This window comes from Arcicella sp. BE140 (assembly GCF_031456255.1).
Taxonomy (GTDB): Bacteria; Bacteroidota; Bacteroidia; order Cytophagales; family Spirosomataceae; genus Arcicella; species Arcicella aquatica.
The window spans coordinates 17,598-35,193 of record NZ_JAVDUE010000026.1 but is presented as its reverse complement, the minus strand read 5'-3'; the positions used below and the strand labels follow the sequence as shown (position 1 = coordinate 35,193).

The 17,596-nt window shown below is 33.1% G+C and carries 10 protein-coding genes; 9 read left to right on the top strand and 1 reads right to left on the bottom strand.

Annotated elements, in window-relative coordinates:
- The first annotated feature begins 752 nt into the window (after positions 1–752).
- The 9 genes from J2Y60_RS23910 to J2Y60_RS23870 all read left to right on the top strand — a co-directional run bounded on the left by J2Y60_RS23910 (position 753) and on the right by J2Y60_RS23870 (position 16,431).
- The gene (locus J2Y60_RS23910) at positions 753–1,472 is read left to right on the top strand and encodes a response regulator transcription factor (RefSeq protein WP_309913203.1); all 720 of its coding nucleotides are present in this window, start codon (positions 753–755) and stop codon (positions 1,470–1,472) included.
- A gap of 159 nt (positions 1,473–1,631) precedes the next feature.
- Positions 1,632–3,092 (top strand): RICIN domain-containing protein, encoded by a 1,461-nt coding sequence (locus J2Y60_RS23905; protein WP_309913200.1) that lies wholly within the window; start codon positions 1,632–1,634, stop codon positions 3,090–3,092.
- Between the two features lies 1 nt (position 3,093).
- Positions 3,094–3,861 (top strand): hypothetical protein, encoded by a 768-nt coding sequence (locus tag J2Y60_RS23900; RefSeq protein ID WP_309913197.1) that lies wholly within the window; start codon positions 3,094–3,096, stop codon positions 3,859–3,861.
- A complete protein-coding gene (locus tag J2Y60_RS23895; RefSeq protein ID WP_309913195.1) occupies positions 3,845–7,021 on the top strand; it encodes a hypothetical protein in 3,177 nt (1,058 codons plus the stop codon). Before J2Y60_RS23900 ends, J2Y60_RS23895 begins: the two co-directional genes overlap by 17 nt.
- A 63-nt stretch (positions 7,022–7,084) precedes the next feature.
- A complete protein-coding gene (locus J2Y60_RS23890) occupies positions 7,085–11,476 on the top strand; it encodes a DUF6443 domain-containing protein (RefSeq protein ID WP_309913192.1) in 4,392 nt (1,463 codons plus the stop codon).
- The gene (locus J2Y60_RS23885) at positions 11,458–11,847 is read left to right on the top strand and encodes a hypothetical protein (RefSeq protein ID WP_309913189.1); all 390 of its coding nucleotides are present in this window, start codon (positions 11,458–11,460) and stop codon (positions 11,845–11,847) included. Before J2Y60_RS23890 ends, J2Y60_RS23885 begins: the two co-directional genes overlap by 19 nt.
- Positions 11,848–11,866: 19 nt before the next feature.
- Positions 11,867–12,184 carry a hypothetical protein gene (locus J2Y60_RS23880; protein WP_309913186.1) on the top strand — a complete coding sequence of 106 codons (318 nt, stop codon included), beginning with the start codon at positions 11,867–11,869 and terminating at the stop codon, positions 12,182–12,184.
- Between the two features lie 313 nt (positions 12,185–12,497).
- Positions 12,498–14,018 (top strand): leucine-rich repeat domain-containing protein, encoded by a 1,521-nt coding sequence (locus tag J2Y60_RS23875; protein ID WP_309913184.1) that lies wholly within the window; start codon positions 12,498–12,500, stop codon positions 14,016–14,018.
- Between the two features lie 16 nt (positions 14,019–14,034).
- A complete protein-coding gene (locus J2Y60_RS23870) occupies positions 14,035–16,431 on the top strand; it encodes a gliding motility-associated C-terminal domain-containing protein (protein ID WP_309913181.1) in 2,397 nt (798 codons plus the stop codon).
- A gap of 540 nt (positions 16,432–16,971) precedes the next feature.
- On the opposite strand, the gene J2Y60_RS23865 is transcribed toward J2Y60_RS23870, so the two are convergent.
- Positions 16,972–17,478: a hypothetical protein gene (locus tag J2Y60_RS23865; RefSeq protein WP_309913179.1), complete on the bottom strand. Its 507-nt coding sequence runs from the start codon at positions 17,476–17,478 to the stop codon at positions 16,972–16,974.
- Positions 17,479–17,596 lie beyond the last annotated feature (118 nt).

Below are 17,596 nucleotides of genomic sequence, written 5' to 3'. Positions count from 1 at the left end.
ATTTAGTGATTTAGTGATTTAGTGATTTAGTGATTTAGTGATTTAGTGATTTAGTGATTTAGTGATTTAGTGATTTAGTGATTTGAAAGCCCATTTACACTGAATGAGTTCCTCCAAAACAATATATTTTCACTTTCTTTAAATAGACTTTACTTGGAAATAGTTTTTCAATTGTTCTTAATAGTAAAATTCACTAATTTATTGGGTGGATTTTACTATTTATTTGAGGTGCTTTATTTTAAATATACAATTTTAGTTTCCTTGTCTGATTCATTTGAGTTTTTCAGAAGCTCATGTAGTAGTTATCTATTATTCTGTAAAACTCTCATCAAGTCACCAGTTTTAGGGTCTGTTGGCAGTTTTCCAGCCTCCGGCTACTAATCCTGACAGCATTTGAAGTATATACACAGAAGTATAACCAGCTTAGCGTTGTCTTTTGACTCCTTGCCTTTATTTTACGAAGTAAATAGTATTCCTTTTCTGTAACAAAACTTTCCTTTAGCCTTTTACTCCTAATGCTTTATCCAAAGCTCTCCAAAAATCTTTACCTGCCATGCTATATGACTTAATTTATGTCCAGATTTTTAAGAGATTATATCTAATATAAACTCCTAAAAGAAATGTTAAACATAAAATAGTTTTAAATTTTTAAAAAAAAATATAATTTAGTACATATTTATTGGTGCGCTACGCTAATTTTTTAAATAAAATTAATACCCAAAAACCATATTTTTTTTAAAACTAACTCTATCATGAACTACTTTCTACCCAAGCAAATTTGTAGTAATACAACCCCCACACTCCTAATTGCGATACCTGACTTATTAAAAGCTGAAATGATTTCAGAATGGCAATTTTCTTGTAATTTTCGAACCGTTGCAATTTTAAACAATGATTTAAACATCATCTCAAAAATTGAGCAATTGCGGCCCGAATTTATTTTTATTGATTCAGAACTTTCAGATTCTATCAACCTTGACTTTCCTGAGAAATTAAAAAAATTAAATATAACAGCTAAAATCATCATATATGCTAGTAAAAAATCTCCAGAGTATTTAACATACTTTTTACATAGCACAAATGAAAATGTCAAAGGTTTTATTCACAGAGGATGTGGTGTTAGTGAATTAGAGAGATGCCTTATTGAAGTTTTTGCAGGAAGAACCTATTTGTCAACAAGTATCAACCATTACTTAAATAGTTTTGAAAACGAGACTAATGAGAATCAAAAAATGAAAAATCAACTTAAATCCTTAACAATTCGTGAGCTTGAAATATTTTATCATATTTCCTCAGGTAAAACAGAAAAGTTTGTTGCTGAAGAGTTGAATTTAGGCATTAATACTGTGAAAACTTATAAAAAACGAATTACTGAAAAAATGGATTTACAAGGAAAACATAAAATAGGTCATATCGCATTATTGCTGAGAAAGGAAATAGAAAACACTTTATCGCTGAAAATTAAATATTAATTATTTCAATTACTATATAAATATATCTACAAGTACTACAAAAAATACCCTAATTAGGTGACATAATTTCACCTAATTGGGGTATTTTTTGTATGTGTATACATAATATTTTTGTAGAGAAATACGCTTATAATCTCCCTCAAATAAAATCACATTATAATGAAATCTATTCTACTCTCATTCTTATTCCTCATTTTTTTTATTTCTTCTAGTATTGGTCAAAGTTGTACTTTCTATGATGGACAAAATATAGGTACAGGCCAAGGGGTACCTCTTGAAGCACGAACATGGAACAATAAATGGTATGTTACCAAGATTAACAATGCTAACCCAAAACAATTTGTAGTAAGAAGTGCTAATTATTTGACAGATGGCGGTTGGGCTACAACAAGCTATGCTTCATGTAAATATGTTTTTGAAGGCCAGAATGGACAGTGGTCTGGCATGGAACAACCTGCATCACTATCGCTACCCGCTTCTTATTTTCATTATACTTTTGATGATGGAACAAATTTATGGGAGGAACTTCCAGCCATTACATTGACAAGTAGCCCTACAAATCCTACTGTAGGAACTAGCACTACTTTGAGTGCAACCGGTTGTAGTGGAACAGTGACATATTTTAAAAATGGTGTGCAACTTTCAAATAACATTGTCAGTTCTCCTGCTTTAAATGATCAACTCTCAGCAAAATGTACTGTCACAAAGACAATTCAAGTTCCACAAATAACGAATACTACGAATGCAACCTCAACTGCTACATCATCAAGTAATACGATTACTGTAGGTGCGGCATCTGGAGGAACGAGTAGTCTGACTAGTGGTAATTGTTATACTATTCAGCCAAAAGGTAGAACTACTTTATTACAAGCAATGTCCGACGGTAAGGTACAACAACAAACTGTAAATAATCAAGATAATCAAAAGTGGAAAGCTGAATCTGTAGGAGCATCTTTCAAATTCACTTCTATAAGTGCCAATACTGCCATGAAAGTAGCTAGTGCAACAGGAGGTCAACAAATTACTTTATCAGCATTTGAAAGTGGAAATACTAATTTTTTATGGAATCTCGAATCAAATAATAGTTCATATAGAATTTCCTTAAGTAATGGCGTTACATGGGACTTAGAAGGTGGTGGGGGAGGATTATATCTTCAAACTTATGGTACTACTGCTGAAGCTTTTGTTGATTATCGTTTATGGAATTTTATATCTACATCGTGTCCTACAACTGGTGGTGGTACTACTATTACTAATTTGAACAACATTACAGGATATGTCGGGATTAATATGAATAACACTGGACAAACATTAGCAGGGATTGGTTCTTTCAATTTAGCGGTAAATGGAAAAATATTGGCTAATGAATTAAGAGTACGTACATCGTGGGCAGATTTTGTATTTGAAAAAGATTTTAAATTAAAAAGTTTATCAGAGGTAGAAAATTATATCAAAACAAATGGGCATTTACCTGAAATTCCTTCTGCCAAAGAAGTGGAAGCAAAAGGAATTTCTGTGGGTGAAATTAATGCAAAACTATTACAGAAAATAGAAGAATTGACGCTGTATATAATTCAGCAAGATAAAAGAATTAAACAATTAGAAAAACATAGGAAATAAGATGAAATCTATTTTCAAACTATTCTTTTTAGGCTGTTTGATTCAATTATTGCCTAATTTAAGTTTTGGACAAGTAAGTGTCTCGGTCAGATATGGGCAAGGTTTTGTAAATAAAGAAATACTGCCAAGTTTTGGGTCATTTAGAGAAAAAGCAATTGCAAGAAATGATTTAGCATTTGGTATTCAAGTACCTATCGTAAAAAAATGGAGGCTTTATATCCAAGCTGAAATGGAAATACAAACCAAGGAATATCAAAAGCAATTCATTAGCCAAGACAATATACAACTACCCAACGGAGAAGTAGAGTATCAACCTGTATATGAAGATGTTTTTTATAAAGTAAATTATAGTTCTAATCAATTTCCAGTATTAATTAAAAAGGGATTTAATTTAACTAATCATCTAAGTATAAGTTTAACCTCTGGCGTTCTCTTGGGATACAGCTATAAAGGTGTGAATACGGATAAACTTTATTATAATGGACAAGAAACAACTTCAAATATTATTACTGCAAATAGGTTTTACCTTTCATATTCCTCGATTAAGGGTTCAGCAAACGATGAATTAAAATATTACTCAAAAGATATAAGTAAAACGGAGTTCGTGTTCGGAGGGGGAGTTTTTTATGAACTTTTCAATTTCAAACTAGGAGCTGAATATAGATATACACCTAGTAATAATATTTTACCTCAACATTCACATCCTTATCATTCTGCTAATATTAGTTTAGCTTATAATCTATTTAATAAAAATGAGACCAAAAAATAAACTATACCTACCAAATATATTTGCCTTTAGCTTGTTATTTTTTTTAATATCAGCTAAAACATATTGCCAAGGCTCACCAGAAAGCAAGTTTAATTCTAGTTTGCAAGATTTCAATGTAAGTACCTATACAGGTGCAGCCATGGTGAATATTCCTATTTATACTTTTTCAGAAGGGGGTATTAATATTCCTATTTCTTTGAGCTGTAATACTTCTGGCATTAGAGTAGATGAAAAAGCTTCATTTGTTGGGCTAGGTTGGACTCTAAATGCTGGTGGGATGATTTCAAGAATGACAATGGGTTCACCAGACGAGGGTTCTTTTAATGGTAGTACTTATATCAAAGGCTATTATAAAGACAATGGTTATTATTCTACCAATGTTTACGATGACCATGAGCCTGATCAATTCTTTATGAATGTTGGTGGAACATCGATTAGATTTATGTTCGCTGAAAACGGTAAAGTGTACACAATTCCTGCATCTGATGTGAAGATTGAACCGCATTTAACACGAATAAACTATAGTGGACAACCATCATTTTATCGGTTTACTGATTTCACAGTTACAATGCCAGATGGTACAAAATATATTTTTGGTACAAAACAAGAAGTCAATAACTACGCATACAATGAAGCTATTGAGAAAAGCTATTCTGGAGATATAAGTCAGGGAAGTAATCTAGGAGCAGCGAGTCCTAATTATATTAAAAATTTTATTACAAGAGCTTGGATGCTTACAAAAATTATCAGCCCAAATGGTTTTGCTGTAGTTTTAGACTATAGTCATGATAGATTTAAAAATATAAGTATGCCTAGTTATCAAGCTCATGCGAATAGCTCATGTAGTTTTGAATATGTTGGCAATACAAGTAATGTAAACGAATATGTAGATGCCCCTGTACTCGAAGCTATTACAGGAACTAATATTAAAATAGAATTTAGAAAGCAAAATTCTTATGATTGTTCATATGTCGATGAAATAACAAATGAAACAATTTTCCAAAGTTGTTCTAACCCTGAAAGTTTTAAAAGGGAAGATTTATTTGGTTGGGGTACAAATGCAGCTTTTTATGGAAGAATACTAAAAAATATAAGAGTACAAAGTAAAGTAAATAACGCCTGGGAGAACAAGTTAACTTATTCATTCGAACAAAGTTATTTTAGAGCAGATTCATGGGTAGATAATCATGATGCCCAAAATGGTAATACTACTCATTATCAGCCTTTTGGTCCTAACAGCTATAGACTTAGATTAGATAAAATAATAATGCCCGATAATCAAGAATTATCATTTAACTATTATGAAAATACAATCAATAATTATGCAGCTTTCCCTGGATTAATTATAAATGCTTTACATGTTCACGATTTAGGACCTGATAATTACACAACTAATAATGAAGCCTTTAACGGAGAATATGCAAAAGATCATTGGGGATATTTCAACGGTTTTACTGGAGAGGGAATATTTGGAAGTGGAGAGTGTCAAAATTCGTCTTGTTTTGTCAGAAATAGAACGGCAAATAGTTTTTATTCATCTATTCATAGCCTAAAAACGATTACATCTAACCGTGGTACTGAAACGACTTTTTTGTATGAATTACATGATGCAAACAACTATAAAGATGGTAATGGAAACTTATTACCAATTGGAGGTAATAGAATAGCTAAAATTATTTCCAAAGACTTAATCTCTGGAATTTCAACCGTTAAAAAATATCAATACAAATCTTTCAGTAACAATGCTTTATCTTCTGGTTTCCTAGTGATGAAACCTGTTTATCGATTTAGCTATAGTGGTAATTATGGAACTGCCAGTGGAAAGGTATTTGGCTTTAATGATTATCTGTATTTAAGTGCTTTATCCCAACTATCAAGACCTTATATTAGCTATAAAAATATTACAGAAAGTATTTATTCTACTACTGGAGATGTATCCACTGTGGAAGCAGATAATCGTTTGTTAGCAACGAATAAGTTTACCTATAATCAATTAGAAACAGAGGTTGATGTATGTTCCCCTTCTTCTGGATATGGATATTATCCAAACTTATTTACGCCAAAAATAGATTACGAATCTCAAAATTTGATTAAATCAGAATCATATACCAAAGACAATAAACTGGCTTCTGTTATGGAAATGGAATATGGTTTATGGTCTACTAGTCAAGTAATATCAGGTAAAAGATATTTATATTTAAATGACATTACTCCTATTGAATCACAAAAAACCAACTATTCTTTCACCGTTTATCATGCTTATTTAAAAAGGCAAGTGCAACGTAATTATGACTATTCTGGCAATAATTATACAGAAGATGAAGTAAAGTATTTTTATAAAAATGATACTGAAATACCTGTTGCCTATCGTACTACTTATCCAGGTAACCATTATCAAGTCGTAAAAACAACTACAAAAGATTCAAAGGGTAATATTATTGAAAACTGGAATAAATATGCAGGTGATTTTAATTTTGGAGTTACTAGCACAACCGTTCAAGAATGTCAAACAAACTATGTGGAACAAGTAGGCTGGACTTATGATTGTCAAAATGTAACTACCTCTGTATCACAGACTCCAACAGACAATGAACCAAAAGCAATTAAACAACTTTTAGATAGGAATATGATTGCTACACCCATTGAAACATTCACTAAAAGAAATAATAAAATTATAAATGCCAGCTATATCAACTATCACCTTGAAAGTTCTCCAAAAGCTCCATTACCCAAAGAAAGCTATAGGCTGAAATTGTTCCCTTTAGATAGTTTTACAGAAGCAAAATGGACAGGGTCAAATAATCAACCAAACGGGACTATTGACAAAAGTCCAAATTATGTGCTCTCAAATACAGTAAATAGCTATAACGCTTATGGTTTACCTACAGAAACAAAAGTAAATTTTGGAGCTAAAACTACGATGACTTATCAAGCTAATGATTTATTACCATATCAGACTACTAATGCAGCAGGAACAGCCGAAGCACAGACTTCTACAGTAACGTTTGACTCTCCAATTTTTGGTGTTACTAAACAGACTGCTCCTAATGGTATTTTTACTACTAATGTTTATGAGACGGGAACTGGTAGATTGATTAAAGTATTAGATCGCTTTGGGAATATCATAAAGCATATAGAGTATAAACCTAAAGGTCAGTAGATTTTTCTATTTACGAAGAACATACAAATAAGTACACTTTTCCTCAATTGAAAAGAAAATAAGATGAAAAAACTATATCTACTATTAATCCTCTTTTGGGGAATAACGAACACCTTTTCTCAAACACTTAATACTGATAATACCAAAAATCGTGTTATTGTTAGGGTTCCTAAAACAGCTACTGCTAATCATCTAGGAGAAGAAAATGTTGTAACTACTACCATTAAATATTCTGATGGTTCAGGTAGAACTTTACAAACAATTGGCTACAAGATGAGCACAAGCAAAAATGATATCATCTCTAGTAGTACTTTTGATGTTTTTGGAAGACCTGAAAAATCATATTTGCCTTATCCAAGTACAACCTCAAATGGTTCTTACCAGCCCGACATACAAACAGGGGCAAATAATGCTTATGGAGATGCTGCACCGTTTTCTAAAATTGTGTATGATGCATCAGGAAGACCCACCACTAAATATGGGGTTGGGGTAGACTGGCACAATAACAATGTTAAGGTAAGTGAAAATGTAGAGATTGTCACCACAACCTTTGAATACTATTATACCGACGAATATGTTCATGCGAATAGTATCAAGAAAGGGTCTTATAATGCTAACATTGTTACTAAAAAAACTACAACAGGCGAAGACGGCAAACAAGTAATTGAGTATGTTAACAAAGAGGGTAAACTTTTAAGACAGGAAGCTTCTGGATTGGTTACGCAATATGCTTATGACCCTTTAGATAGGCTTGTTTGTATTATTGTACCCAAAATGTATGGTACCGCAGATTTTAATATCAGTGACAAAAAGGAGTTAGTATTTGCTACTGATTATGATGAACAAGGTAGAGCGATTAGATCCTTATCTCCTGGTGGTGGGTGGACAGAGGTTGTATATAACAGACTTGGCCAAGCAGTAATGTCTCGCAATGAACGACATAGTGATAATTCTCAATGGCTTGTAACTAAATATGATGTTTTGGGTAGAGAAATTATCAAGGCTGTTATTGTTCTTCCTAGTGTTCAAACCAGAGCTATTTGGCAAGAAAACTTAGACGCAGAAACAGGTAATGTTTATGAAACTCGTCAAAACCCAACACTTGAAGGCTATACAAATAATACACTGCCTGGTTTAATAAGTATAGACTGTAAAATCATTAACTATTATGATAATTATAATTGGGGTTTACCTACAGGGTTTGACTGCACCGTTAGTAATAGACAATACCTTAGTGACGGCAATTTAAAAACACTTACAGGGCAATTAACAGGCTCAAAAACGCGTAATTTAACAACCAATGATTGGCTAACTTCAGTAGTGTATTATGATGATGAGGGTCGAATTATTCAAACACATTCTGTAAATCGTTTTGGTAATAGCAGTTTTAATACTACTACCAACGAATATTTATATTCTGGTGAATTAAGTAAAGAAACAGTAGTCTATCGTAAAAGTGGGCAAAATGACCTCACAATCGTGACTCGCTATGAATATGATGATGCAGGGAGAAAAATCAAGACGTTTCATAAAGTAGGGACTAACCAAGAATTAGAGATTGCTAATTATGAATATGATAATATAGGTAGACTCTCTATTAAAAAAATACAACCTGGCACTTATAATATATCATCAGGGGGAGGGACTACCTATCAAAGTAATATTACTATTACAGGTAGTGTAAGCAATAATTCTTCTATTGCAACATCAGAAGTGCTTTTTTCACCCAATGCTGACGTTTATGCCAATTATGATGCCTACATTGGTGCTAATACGGGGGGAGGAACCAGTGCTAACGCTTTGCAGATAGTTAATTATAACTATGATATCAGAGGACGATTAAAGACCGTTAATGGCGGAGCCACTAGCTTAGAAGCCTCACAGAATGATCTTTTTGGAATGCAGTATGGTTATAAAGCACCTACTTCTAATGGTACTTATACGGATTTACTACAATCCCAGTCTTGGATTTCAAAAAGTAGACCGAGTACTCGAAGTTTCACCTATAGTTATGATGCGAAAGATAGACTAAATGGCGCTACTTATGCTGGAGTAGGAAGCGAAGATTATACCTTGCAAAACGTTGGATATGACGATAATGGAAACATTACTTCGTTGGCAAGAAAAGGAATGAACAGTGGAACAGCCACTGCACCTGGTGGTTGGGGCGTGATTGATAACCTAACCTATACTTATGCTACTAATTCTAATAAATTACAAAAAGTACAAGATGCAGAAGCTAATAATAAACCTGCAATAGTACAAGACTTTAAAGACCGAAATACTGCTTCAGATGATTATGAGTACTATAAAGATGGCAGTCTGAAACTAGACCGGAACCGTGAAATAACAAGTATTACTTATAACTATCTTGGGCTTGCAGAAGTAATTACTTTAACAGGCAATAATAGATCTATCCAAAACGTCTATGACGCTTCTGGGCTAAGGATGTACAAAATCATCAAAGATGGTACTGCTGAAAAACGATATGATTATGTAAGAGATATAATTTATCGTGATGGAAACCCCTACAGTATTAACCATGATGAAGGTAGAGTATTAAAGGCAGGATCAAGTGATTTTAATACTTATGAATATCAGTACAGAGACCAACAGGGTAATCTTAGGGTAGCGTATCGTCAATCTACAGCGACAGTCTCTGGACAAAGTAGCTTTGAACCACAAGACAAAGTAACCGAAACACTACATCCCGATAATGTAGAGCCTTTCTTAAGTACTCAGGCTTCTTATACAGGCAATTTTTCTGCTAAAGTGTCTCAAGGGGAAGGACCATCAAAAACTATTCTTGTACAAGCAGGCGAGTTAATTACTGCCAAAGTTTTTGCTCATTATGAATTTGAGAAACTAAAGAAAAGACGTAAATTGTGGTTGCCAATTCTGTGGTTTGGTAAGGAAAGTGTAACCAAAACCCAGCAACAGGAGCTTACTCCTATTACAGGAGCTAGAGAAGATGAGCGTTGGGTAATTCGAGGGGGCGTTGCAGTACCAATACAATATGGCTCTAAAACGGTTGAAAGAGGACAACAACCACAAGCTTATTTAAAAATACAGGTTTTAGATACCGCAGATCGTGTCGTTGAAACCCGTAGTGTACCTGTAAGTGTTGAAGCGAAAGACTCTTGGGAGGAACTTACGCTACAGTACAAAGCTCCAACTGATGGAAAGATAAAGGTCTTGACAGGTGCTGATAATGTTAGTCCTGTGTTCTTTGATAATCTGACTATTACACAAGAACCTGCTGTAGTAGTACAAGAAAACCATTATGACCCTTGGGGAATAGAATTAGTAGGCATTGAGACCTCGAACACAATCAATGGTGGAGACGAAAACCTTTTCCAAGGTAAAGAAAGAGAATATGCATTTGGATTAAATTATGACTCTTTTGGTTGGCGAGACTATGACCCCGCTTTAGGTATTTGGCATACTCAAGACCCTGCAGGACAATTTACATCTCCTTATGTGGGAATGGGGAATATGCCTAATATGGGAACTGACCCTGATGGGAGAGAATTCTTTACTGTTTTGTCGTTAGTTTGGGCAGGGTATAACTTAGTTAAAGGCTATATAGATGATAAAAAATCAGGCGCAAGTACTGGTCAAGCAATAGGCAATGCTTTATTTGGTATTGGCGTTTCATTTCTTACAAATGGAATTGGAGAGGGAATTGGTAATAAGATAGTTGGTTCTGTTTTTAAGGGTGCGAGTAATAGTTTTAAATCAATAGCCAGTAAAGTAATTTCAGGAGGAATAAGTGGTGGACTTGGTTCGGGAATTAATGGCGGTAACTTTTTAGAAGGTGTAGGACATGGAGCTGCTACATCACTTGCATTCGAAGGGGCTGAAAAAGGAGTTAAAGGAATAAAAAGGTCTATAAGTAAAATTAGAGATAAGAATATTCCATATGGTGGAGAATTACCTGGAATAACAGTTACTGTAAGTAAACAGAGCAAACCAGGAAGAGAGATTTATGCTAAGTGGTTAACCGAGCAACGAAATAGAAACAGGTTTAGCCCTTATCATTCTGATGGTTTTGGATTAAGTGTATCAGGTAGTGCAAGTGGAATTTTTGGTTCAGCAAGTTTTGATGGAGGATTTGCTTTTGGAGATGACGGAATCGGTGTTTTTGGAGGTGTTACTATTGGTGGTGGAGTACAAGCTCCTGGGGTTGGATTAGGTGTAAATGCTAACTTTTACGACAAATACGGCGGACAAGAAAATTTCTTTGAAGGATTACGTGGTGATGGTGTGGGCTATGACGGGAATGCTTTTTTAGGAGGTGGTTATTCTCAATCTGCCGAAATAAGAGAGGGATTCTATCGTCCAACGTCAAGTGGTACAAGTACAACTTCTTTTGGACTACGCCCATCAATTGGTAACTGGGGAATTAGAAAAATATACTCAAACACAACGTTTTTATGGCATACAGGAAAGTAACATTATTTTTTATTTATTTATTTTTCGTTGGTTGTGATATGAAGCGTCCTACTTGTGAAGAATCAAGAAAGAATTTTGAGGAAGATTTCGAGTTTTCTATGGTTCTCGAAAAATTTGAGTTAGCGGGGAATAGGTTACATTTATATGGTAAATCATTGTCAAATCGTAATAAAAATGTTGAATTTCATAACTATGGTGCAAGAATGTTCGAAACTATGATTAACAATTTTCATATAGGTGATACGATTATAAAAAAAAGGGGTGACTCTTTTATTAAGATTTATCATGGGAAAGAACATTTTAAATTTACTTATATCTGTCAAAAAGAATATGGAGAAGAAATTTATAAATTCAAGCAAGAGCTATTTTAGAGTCTAACTGAATTAATCAATGACAAATCAACTAATACAAATAGTAGGGTGGCTTGTAATAGTTATCAATATTATAGCAGTAATTTATATCATACGGAATAGCATTTTCAAAAAAGTGTTACGCTGTTTATTTCCTATTTTGTTAAATTTTCCAGCCATTGGTGTAAACCCGTTTGGAGACTGGTCATTCAAGCTTTTGCATTTTCAAATCATGGGATTTGGTGGAGCTTTATGGGAAAAGGAATCACATCTTATTATAACATTTCCAATTGGAGCAATATGGGTATTTTACAAAATGAATAATTGGTTACGAGAGAAAGAGATGGATAATTATTAGAGGTTTATTTTTTGTACTTTTGAAACTTTGTCTCATAAGTAAGCATTAATGCCCATAGTATTACAAAATTTTAGGCTGATTTATTTGAGTAGTTACACATTTGATATACGTAAATTGTGATTGCTAATTTTATGGTTTACTTAAGAACGTGTAACAAAAACTCATTAACAGAAGCATCGTTATATTATAATGGGTAAAAGTGTTCCACTCTTACAAAACCTAACTCAGCTTAAAACTGAATTAGGTTTACTACCCTATTTATTATTTCAATAAAACAATAAGCAAAGCATATATATACAACACTAACCTAATTATGAAAAAATACATTATCGCTAGCCTTTTTATTAGCTGTTTCTACATACAAAGCTTTGCTCAAGTAAATGTTTATTCACTATCAGATGCCCTAAAAAATGCTGAAGATATAAAAACGCTAAAACTCAAGCCAGAAGACATCAATAAGTTTTTGAAAAAAAGTGCATCCTTTAAAAATTTAGAAACGCTTGATATAAGTAATTGTAATTTAGAACAATTACCTCCTGAAATATTAAGTCTTCCAAAACTAAAAGACCTTAATGTAGCTAATAATAAAATTAGTAAGTTGTCAACTGACATTGTTGGTAATTTAGACTCTTTACAAAATTTCAATTTAACGGGCAATAAGTTAACATCCCTTCCAGAGGGATTATTGAAAAAATTTGAAGATAAGCACTTACAATTAAAAGATAACCTTATTCCTAATTTACAATTCGGAGAAAAAGAGCTTGCTCGGTTACCACTTTATACGGATATTAATGAAGCACTTAAAAATCCAGATAAAGTAGTGCGTTTATCTATTTCAAACTTTAAAGAAGTCCCTATAGACGATTTAAAGAAGTTTAAAAACCTGCAAGATTTATCGCTCAATAATAGTTATTTAAAAGAACTCCCAGCCAATATTGGTGATTTGAAAAACTTACAATCTTTGAGTCTAATTAATAATAATATCAAAGAATTGCCAGAATCACTAGGCAAACTAAGTCAGTTAAAATCACTCAATACCAGCCTTAATCCGTTAGAGAAACTTCCAGAAAGTTTAGGAGAACTTACACAGTTAAAAAATTTAGACGTACATGCCAATAAGCTAAAAGAATTGCCTGCCAGTATAGGCAAGCTAGGTAATTTAAAAACGATACAACTTAATGAAAATAAACTTACTAAACTCCCTGATGATTTAGGCAAATTAATAAACTTAAAAGAATTAAACTTGAATCATAATACGCTGACGGCATTACCAGAAAGCCTTTCTAGTTTAGGAAAACTTGAAACATTGGGATTAAGAAATAACCAATTGCAAGAGTTGACAAAAGGCATAGGCGGACTAAAGGAATTAAAAGTATTAGATTTATCAGCTAATCAGCTTAATAAATTACCCAATGAATTAGGCAATCTAAGCAAACTGAAAAACCTAGAATTACCCTTGAATAAATTAGAGCAATTACCTGAATCTTTGGGAAATTTAAAAAGTCTTCAAAGTCTGAATATAGAGACTAATCAACTTAAAAAGTTACCTGAAAGTATAGGTAAATTAAGTAATCTAAAAAACTTTCAACTTTGGCAAAACAAGTTAGAAGGGTTACCTGAAAGTATTAGTCAGTTGAAAAATTTACAATCGTTAGATTTAATAGACAATCCCATTAAAAGCCTTCCAGACAATTTAGGGAAATTAGAAAATCTTCGTAGATTTAACTTTGAAACTAAACTATTAGATAAACTGCAAATGACTAAATTAAAAGATAGTTTAAAAGGTACTATGTTACCCCAAAGCCAACTAAGAGGAATTTTAAAAGCTTTTTAATCTACAATTGTTATATATGATTTCTGGAGTCAAGAAAATTATTGTCTTGCTATTAATTCTACTACCATCAATAGCTACAGCCAAACACATCATGGGTGGTGACATCACAATGAAGCACCTTGGCAATAAAGGAGAATATGAATTTACCTTGTCGGTGTTTGTGGATAATACAGAAGCTAAAAATGACGAATTTGAAACATCAACTTATTTAAGAGTTTACACTAGCAATGGTGGAACAATTGTAGAAGGAATTCCTCTGAAATTAGTTCTTCTTCGTGACCTTGTATATGATAATAAGGCATGTCAACAGTTTTATGGCTTCAAAGCCTCTGAGTTTAAATATGTTGGGAGGTTTACATTTAATGAATATTATAATGACGATAGAGGCTATGCGATTATTTGGCAGCGTTGTTGTAGAAATAATATTACAAGAAATATCGACGTTTCAGACCCAAACGGTATTGGTACAATGTTTTATTTACAAACAAAAGCTTTTTTTGATAAAAATGGGAAAGAATTTATCAATAGTACTCCCGATTTCAAAACACCCAACGGAAGCTTTGTTTGTGTAAAAGATGCCTTCAATATGAACATGGGAGCAACAGACATAGATGAAGATGAGCTCCGTTATTCATTAGTAACGCCATATAAAGGTTACTCAAGTGTAGACTTACTAGAAGGTAGCCTCTATGATTTTGTAGATTTAAATAATCCCCCACTTGTTCAATGGCAACCAGGCTTTTCTGCTACTACTGCGATACCAGGGTCTCAACCATTAACAATCAATAGCAAAACTGGCGAAATCAAGACTACTTCCAGCGAAGTAGGCTTTTTTGCTTTCTCTGTTTTAGTAGAAGAATTTAGGGCTGGTGTAAGAATAAGTGCTGCTCGGAGAGATTTTCAAATAGCTATTATTGACTGTCCGAACTATAAACCCAGTAGTCCTACATTGCTCATTCAAAATCAAGTTATACCTAAAGTTTTTGGATGTCCTGGTACTGTGTTTGACATAAGTTTTACCCCACCTGATGATAATTTGAATTATCAATGGCAAAAAAATGGTGATAATATATATGGTGCAATATCTCAAAACTATTCAGCAAATAGTGAAGGGAGTTATGTAGTTGTAGCAACTTACAAAAATCAATGTGCAAGAAAAGCTTTATCAAACGAGATCCAAGTTGAAAATGTTAAATTACCACGGATAAAAATATTACCCAAACCTATTGAATTTTGTGAAGGTGAAACAGTTGAAATAGCTGTTAAAGACAGTGTCGATAATCGTTATCAATGGTTTAAAAACAGGCAAGTGATTACTGGAGCAAACTCCTTCAGTCAAAAGATAAATGAAGCTGCGGAATATATTATTCAGGTAAAAGATAAAAGTTTTGATTGTCTAAGAAGTGACACGCTTATTGCTAAAACATTCATTAATCCTGAAGTTACTATTCTTGCGAAGGAAATAGATGTTTGTAAAGAAAATATAGTTGATTTAAACGCTGATATTTTAGTTGCTAGCACAGGAAAATATACATACCAATGGTTTTTAGATAATCAGGTGATTCCTAATGCCACGACTAATACTTTACAAAATTCAAAAAAAGGAAACTATCAAATCAAAATAACAGATGATAACAATTGTAAAGCTGAATCGCCTACTATTTTGATTAATGAAAAGCCAAGTGGCACAGTTGTATTTGATTCCATCAATGTTATTTGTGGGACTACAAATAAACCTATAACATTAATGGTAAAGCCTTCGGGAGGTATTTTTACAGGAGCTGGTATTAATGGTAGTACTTTTGACCCTGCCATTGCTGGTCTTGGTAGTTTTCCTATACAATACGAAGTAAAAGGAGATAATGGATGCTTGGGTACAAGCATAAGAATGATAGTTGTGGAAGAACCTATCAAGATTGAGATTCAGCCTGTGTTTAGAATGAACAAAGGAGAATCTATAAAACTAACCAATAAAGTGAATCGCCAAAATTTACTATTTGAATGGTTGCCTTCCGATTATTTAGATAATCCTTTAATCCAAATCCCCATTACAAATCCTCCGTATATTCAAGAATACACTATCAAAGCTCACTCTTTATTGGGCTGTGAAGCACAGGCAAAAACAACTATTTATCCTGAGAGTAGACTATATATTCCTAATATTTTTACGCCTAATGGTGATGGTCAAAATGACACATGGGAGATTGCTAATATTAAAACGTTTACCACTTCTGAAATAATTATATATAATCGTTGGGGTGAAGTAGTTTTTTATTCAAAAGGCTATGAAAAACCATTTGATGGTAAATATAACGGTGGACAAGAATTACCATCTGGCGTATATGCTTATAGTATTCTTGCCGAAGGTCTTGAAAAACAAGTTTATAAAGGTTCATTAACGTTAATTCGTTAGAGAGAAGCTGTATCCTTCTCCATCCTATCTAATATATCCTTGTAATATTTATCATTAAATATAAAGTCCAATAATCAAAGGGCTGACTATTTATACAGAGAATAATTTATGTTTCCCTTGAAAATAGTTTTTCAATCATTTAATTGTCAATATACTCCCAATAAAGTGGCTTCCCTTGAAAATTATTTTTTGATATTCATTTAGAATAAAATCCACTCATTTACTGGGTGGATTTTTCATTTTATTTGAGCTGTTTTATTTTAAAAGTACAATTTTAGTCTAGTTGTCTCATTTATTCTTGAATTTTCCTAAAAACTGGTCAACGATTTACCATACCAGATCATGGAGTGGTTATTTACTATTCTCTAAGATTTATTGTTAGGCTGCTAGTTTCTGAACATGTTGTTTGTTTTCTTGCCTTCGATTGGTAACCCTGACAGCGTTGGCTGTATATACTCGAAGTGAACCCAAATCAGTTCAGTTTTTTGATTCCTGGCCTTTATTTTGCGAAGTAAATAGTGTTCTTTTTCTGTGCCAAAACTACCAGCATCGGCGGTCCGACTCCAGTCGTGTACTCCGTTCTTTATTGAGAATGCCTTTCATTTGCTTGGTTTCCTTGTCATCTTTGGCTTTACCTTTTCTACAGAAGTTATGTTGAATGCCCTCTTCTCTTAAAAAAGTACGATTCTCATTGGTTGGATAAATCCCATCTGCGGCTACATGAGTACATTCTCCAATCATAGTCTCATGTCTTATTACACTATATTTAAGCCTTTTACACTCATTGAAAGCATTGTAGCTTGCATGCTCAATAATATTAATTCCGCCAACTTGATTGATATGAACCTTAATACCATATTCTACGGGTTTATTCTCTTTTCCTCTAACAATAGGACGTATATAAGGTTTAAAAATGCTTACAATGCGGTCACTAATCTTTACTCCCGGCACTTCAAAAAAATGTTTTTGCTGTTCATAAACCACTTTGATAGTTTGAAATACTTCTGCATCTTTTTCTGAAAATCCCTTAGATTTAACCTTTTCCAAGATTCCATTTAGTGTTAAAATACCTTTATTTAGTAGCTTTAGAAGTGAACGTTTTCGGGAGTATGTCTTTCGATAAGTCTTCTTTCTAAGTTTGCTATAAGTCAACTGTTTTATCTTT